Origin of the sequence: Methylobacterium sp. WL64 (assembly GCF_008039945.1) — a bacterium.
In the GTDB taxonomy this organism is placed as follows: domain Bacteria; phylum Pseudomonadota; class Alphaproteobacteria; order Rhizobiales; family Beijerinckiaceae; genus Methylobacterium.
Window position 1 is genome coordinate 1 of record NZ_VRVA01000198.1, and the last position, 6,130, is coordinate 6,130.

Below are 6,130 nucleotides of genomic sequence, written 5' to 3' on the forward strand. Positions count from 1 at the left end.
GGCCGCCACCCGGGGCGCCGGGGCCATCGCGGCCACCGCGGCCACCGCGGCCGGGCGCCGCAATTCGGACGGCCGGGCGACCGGTAAGGGGACGAGATTGGGCACGCGGGCGGCGGGCGGCGGCTCGGCGGCGGCGATCCGGACCGGCGCCCTGGACGGCGCGGCGGCGGCCTGCGTGATCGGGGCCTGAACGACGGGAATCGGGGCCGGCTCGGCGGACGCCATCCGGGCCTGGACCACCTTGCGGGCGACCTTCTGGGCGATCTCCCGGACCGCCGGGGACGGCTCGGCCACCGCGACCTGGAAGGACGCGGCCGGGGGCGGCGCCCCGAAAGCGGTGGCGGCGCCGGAGCCGAGCGCCGGGCTGGGATCGAGCATCCAGGCAATGCTCGGCCGCGGCGCGGGCCGGGATGCGGGGGCGGGCTGTGCCTCGGCGGCAGGGGCGGTCTCGCTCCGGGTGGTCGGCCAAGCGGTCGACCAAGTGGTCGGCAGGCCGTGCGGCAGGGTCAGCACGGTCCAGCCGGCCATGGACAGGGCGGCCAGCGAGATCAGCGCCGTCAGCCGGGCGCGGCGGCGGGCGCGCCGCATGGCGCTCGGGTAGGGGGCCCGGCCCGGGGGCGCGTAGGCCGCCTCATAGACGAGGCGCGGGTAGGGCGCCGGCACGGAGGCCAGGAGAGGGGCCGCGTCGCGGTACGCGGGTCGGGAATACGCAACCTGGGCCATGCGGGAACTCGCGTACGCGCTTCCCCGTATGGCAGCCGTCGCCGTTCGCCCGCGGAGGCTTTTTCCGCGCACGTGGCCTGGGCTGCCCGTCTGGGGAGGACATCAACCGTCCAGCCCATTAGGCCTCGGCGTGGTTAATCTTGGCTAAAGAGCCGGCGACGTCGGACGCACCGCCCTGGAACACGCTCGGACGGCGTGCGGAACACCGCACACGCGCCCCGAAAACCGGTCGCCGGCGCGCGAAGACTGTGGAGATCGCGCACGCGTCCGCGGGCCGTCACCCGGCCGGCGCCTCCATGGGCCCGTGGCGGCGCGCCACCAGGAGGCACAGCAGCGCCACCGGCACGCCGATCAGCGAGGTGCCGACGAAGAACCACGTGAAGCCGGTCTGCTCGATGACGAATCCCGACAGCCCGGCGAGCAGGCTGCCCGGCAGGGCGCAGAGCGAGGTCAGCAGGGCGTACTGGCTGGCCGCGTGCTCGGTGGCCGCGAGCCGGGACATGTAGGTGATCAGCACGATCGACGCGAAGGCGTAGGCGAAGCCGTCGATCCCGACCGTCACCGCGAAGGTCCAGAACGCCGCCCCGCCATGGCCGCCGTGCCAAGCGAGGTAGGCCAGCGCGAGATGCGACGCGGAGGCGACCACGGTGCCGATCAGCAGGCTCGCCATCATGCCGATCCGCGGGATGATCGCGCTCGCCAGGAAGGTGCCGCCCAGCGCGATCCAGAAGCCGAACAGCTTGGTCACCGTGGCGATGTCGGTGTTGGTGTAGCCCAGCGTCTTGAACAGCGGGATCGCCATGGTGCTCGACACGTAGCCGGGCATCCGGAAGCCCGCCACCAGAGCGAGCACCGGCACCGCCAGGGGCCCGAGGCGGGCCAGCAGGTCGCGGATCGGCGCCCAGACGGTCTCGACGAAGCCGCCGGGCGGCAGCGGCGCGGCGGGGGGCTCGGGGGCCAGCAGCGCCGCGATCGTGCCGGGGGCGAGCAGCACCGCCATGCACAGGTAGGCGGTGCGCCAGCCGTAGGCGTCGGACAGGTAGAGGGCGCCGGCGCCGGCCGCGAGGTTGCCGACCCGGTAGCCGATCTCCGACCAGGACGACATCAGCGCCTGCCGCTCGGGCGGCGCCGCGGTGATGCGCCAGCCGTCGATCACCACGTCCTGGGTCGCGCCCGCCACCCCAAGCGCCAGGGAGAACGCCACCGTCCAGCCGAGCCAATGCGCCGGATCGCCGAACGCCACCCCGGCGAGCGCCAGCGCCACCAGGATCTGCGTGGCGACGATCCAGCCCCGCCGCCGCCCGAGCCAGCGCCCGAGCAGGGGCGCGTCGTGCCGGTCGAGGAACGGCGCCCAGAGGAACTTGAGCTTGTACGCGATGGTCAGCTCGCTCATCAGGCCGATCGTCGCCAGCGGCACCTTGGCCTGGACGAGCCACGCCGACTGCGTCGCGTAGACGAGCAGGAACGGGATGCCCTGCGCGAAGCCCAGCCCCAGCACCGCCCCGACCCGCCGGTCGGTGAACAGGGGCGTCAGGAAGGCGTTCGTTTCGGACTTGGCCGGGCCGGACGCACCGGTGGCCTGCGCCGGGTTTGCCATCCACGCGTCTCCTGGGGTTCGCGACGGTGAGAGCAGAGATGGGCGGGAGGCGCAACACGCGACGGTCCCACCCGCCACCTCAGCCTGAAGCGCCCGGAGCCCTCGAAGGAGGGGCCCCGGGAGCGCGGGGCCGGCTGGCGGCCTCGTTCGAGACCCGCTGCACGCTCACCTCACGGTGAGGGGGATCGTTGGCGGAGCCCTTGTCCCCACCCCGCCCCTCACGCCGCCTTCTTCACCCGCTCGGCGATCTTCACCAGGCTGCGCAGCACCTCCGTGGCGGTCTTGAGCCGGGCCGGGATCGTGGTCAGCTCGCGCACGAACACGACGCTCATGTCGGGCCGCACCTTGGCGAAGGAGGCCTGCTCGGCCACGAACGCCACCAGCCCCTGCGGGTTGGCGTAGGATTTGTCCCGGAAGTGGACGACCACGCCCTTCGGGCCGGCCTCGACCTTCTCGACGTTGGCCTTGAGGCACAGGATCTTGATCGTGCCGATCTTGAGGAGCTGCTCCACCTCCGGCGGCAGAGGCCCGAACCGGTCGATCATCTCGGCCCCGAAGCTCTCCATCTCGGCATCGTCCTGGAGGGTGGCGAGCCGGCGGTAGAGGGACAGCCGCGCCCCGAGATCCTCGACATAGGTCTCCGGGATGGTCACCGGGGCGCCGAGCGCGATGGTCGGCGACCACGCCTCCTCGGGCACGTCCTCGATGCCGGCCTTGAGCGCCGTGACCGCGTCCTCCAGCATCTGCTGGTAGAGTTCGTAGCCGACCTCCTTGATGTGGCCGGACTGGGCGTCGCCTAGGAGGTTGCCGGCGCCGCGGATGTCGAGGTCGTGGCTGGCCAGCTGGAAGCCGGCGCCCAGCGTGTCGAGGGTCTGCAGCACCTTGAGCCGCTGCTCGGCCTGGGTCGTGAGCTGGCGGTTGGCCGGGGTGGTGAACAGCGCGTAGGCCCGGGCCTTCGAGCGGCCGACGCGGCCGCGCAGCTGGTAGAGCTGGGCCAGGCCGAACATGTCGGCCCGGTGGACGATCAGCGTGTTGGCGGTGGGGATGTCGAGGCCGGATTCGACGATGGTGGTCGAGAGCAGCACGTCGAACTTGTCCTCGTAGAACGCGGTCATCACGTCCTCGAGCTGGCCCGCCGCCATCTGGCCGTGGGCGATCGCGACCTTGATCTCCGGCATCTCGGCGTCGAGGAATTTCTTCACGTCCGCCAGATCTTCGATTCTGGGCACGACATAGAACGACTGGCCGCCGCGGTAACGCTCGCGCAGCAGCGCCTCCCGGATCGTCAGCGGGTCGAACGGGGTCACGAAGGTGCGCACCACCAGCCGGTCCACCGGGGGCGTCGCGATGATCGACAGCTCGCGCACGCCGGTCATGGCGAGCTGGAGCGTGCGCGGGATCGGGGTCGCCGAGAGCGTCAGCACGTGGACATCCGCCTGGAGCGCCTTCAACCGCTCCTTGTGGGCGACGCCGAAATGCTGCTCCTCGTCGACGATGATCAGGCCGAGATCCTTGAACGCGATGGTCTTCGCCAGCAGCGCGTGGGTGCCGACCACGATGTCCACCGTGCCGGCGATCAGGCCGGCCCGGGTCTGCTTCATGTCCCCGGCCGAGACGAACCGGGACAGCTGGGCGATCTGGATCGGCAGGCCCTTGAAGCGCTCGGTGAAGGTCCGGAAGTGCTGGCGGGCGAGCAGGGTGGTCGGCACGATCACCGCCACCTGCTTGCCGGCGATCGCCGCCGCGAAGGCGCCGCGCAACGCCACCTCGGTCTTGCCGAAGCCGACATCGCCGCAGACCAGCCGGTCCATCGGCCGCCCGGCATTGAGGTCGTCCAGCACCGCGTCGATGGCGTTGGCCTGGTCCTCGGTCTCCTCGAACGGGAAGCGGGCGGCGAACTCGCCGTAGAGCCCCTCCGGCGCCTTGAGGACCGGGGCCTTCCGGACGAAGCGCTGGGCCGCGACCTTGATCAGCTCGCCCGCCATCTCGAGGATGCGGCGCTTCATCTTGGCCTTGCGGGCCTGCCAGGCCCCGCCGCCGAGCCGGTCCAGGGCGACCTCCGAATCCTCCGAGCCGTAGCGGGTCAGGAGTTCGATATTCTCCACCGGCAGCAGCAGCAGGCCGCCGGTGTAGCTCAGCTCCAGGCAATCGTGCGGCGCGCCGGCGGCGTGGATCGTCTTCAGGCCGGAGAACCGGCCGATGCCGTGGTCGGCATGGACCACGAGGTCGCCGGGCTGCAGCGCCTGCACCTCCAGGATCACGTCCTGGGGCCGCTTGGCCTTGCGCTTCTGGCGCACCAGCCGGTCGCCCAGGATGTCGCCCTCGGAGACCACGGCGAGCTCGCCCACCGTGAAGCCCGCCTCCAGGCCCCAGACCGCCACGGCGGAATCGGCGCCGCGCTTGAGCGCGTAGACGTCCGACAGGCGGGTGATCGCCACGGGCTTCCTCAGGCCGTGGTCGGTGAGCACGCCGCAGAGCCGGTCGCGGGAGCCGTCGGACCAGGATCCCAGGATCACGTGATGACCGGATCCCTGGAGGTCGCGGATATGGGCCACCGCCGCGTCGAACACGCTGGCGCTCTCGTTCGCGCGCTCCGGGGCGAAGGTGCGTCCGGCCTTGGCGCCGCAATCGATCACCGCGCGCTCGGGGGAATCCGGCTGCGCGAACGGGGTCAGCCGGGCCACGGTCGCGGTCGCGATCCGCTCCTTGAACTCGTTCGGGGTCAGGTAGAGGGCGCGCGGCGGCAGCGGCTTATAGGGGGCGACGCCGGACTGGGGCGTCTTCATCGCGCCCTCGCGGGCTTGGTAGTAATCCTGCACGAGGCTGATCCGCTCGGCGGCGGCGTCCTCGACCTGCGGGTCGAACACCAGCGGCACGCCGCCGAGATAGTCGAACAGCGTGTCGAGCCCGTCGTAGAACAGCGGCATCCAGTGCTCGAGGCCGGCATAGCGGCGGCCCTCGCTCACGGTCTCGTAGAGCCGGTCGTCGCGGGTCGCCGCGCCGAAGCTCTGGATGTAGCCCTGGCGGAAGCGCCGGATCGTCTCGGTGGTGAGCTGGACCTCGCTCATCGGCATCAGGTCGAGCGAGCGCAGCTGGCCGGTGGTGCGCTGGGTCTCCGGATCGAAGGCGCGGATCGATTCCAGCGTGTCGCCGAAGAAGTCGAGGCGGATCGGCACCGGCAGGCCCGGCGGCGACAGGTCGAGGATGCCGCCGCGCACCGCGTACTCGCCCGTGTCCCGCACCGTCCCGGTGCGCAGGAACCCGTTGGCCTCGACCCAGGCGACCACGTCGTCCATCGCCACGACGTTGCCGATCGCGGCCGAGAACGCCTCCTTGGCGATGTGGCCCCGGGGCGGCACCCGCTGCACCAGCGCGTTGACCGTGGTGCAGAGGATGCGCGGGCGGTCCTCGGCCGAGCGGGTCCGGGCCAGGCGGGCCAGCGCGGTCATCCGGGCGGCGGCGGTGGCCGTGGTCGGCGAGACCCGGTCGTAGGGCTGGCAGTCCCAGGCCGGCAGGTTCATCACGTCCATCTCGGGCGCGACGAAGCCGAGCGCCGATTGGAACGCCGCCGAGCGCCCGGAATCGCGCGCCACGTGGACCAGCACCGCGGGGGCGTCGACGGTGGGCGCCAGCGCCCGGGCGAGGTCGGCCACCGCAAGCGCGTCGAACCCCTCCGGGGCGTTCGCCAGGACCGGGCTGTCGCCGCGCTTGAGCGCGTCCAGCACCTGCGCGAGCGCCGAGGACTTCGGCAGGGCGAAGCGCGCGGCCTGCGGCTTGGCAGCCGGCTTGGCGGCCGGGGCAGGGGGCTTC

The 6,130-nt window shown here is 72.3% G+C and carries 2 protein-coding genes and 1 pseudogene; all 3 read right to left on the reverse strand.

All coding sequences use genetic code 11. From position 1 onward, the window contains the following. Positions 1 to 723: pseudogene (locus FV242_RS32215) on the reverse strand (hypothetical protein); the annotation flags it as partial. 277 nt (positions 724 to 1,000) lie between these two features. Next, the gene (locus FV242_RS32220) at positions 1,001 to 2,320 is read right to left on the reverse strand and encodes an MFS transporter (protein ID WP_147941772.1); all 1,320 of its coding nucleotides are present in this window, start codon (positions 2,318 to 2,320) and stop codon (positions 1,001 to 1,003) included. 218 nt (positions 2,321 to 2,538) lie between these two features. Continuing rightward, the gene (mfd, locus tag FV242_RS32225; RefSeq protein ID WP_147941773.1) at positions 2,539 to 6,072 is read right to left on the reverse strand and encodes a transcription-repair coupling factor; all 3,534 of its coding nucleotides are present in this window, start codon (positions 6,070 to 6,072) and stop codon (positions 2,539 to 2,541) included. Positions 6,073 to 6,130: the final 58 nt, after the last annotated feature.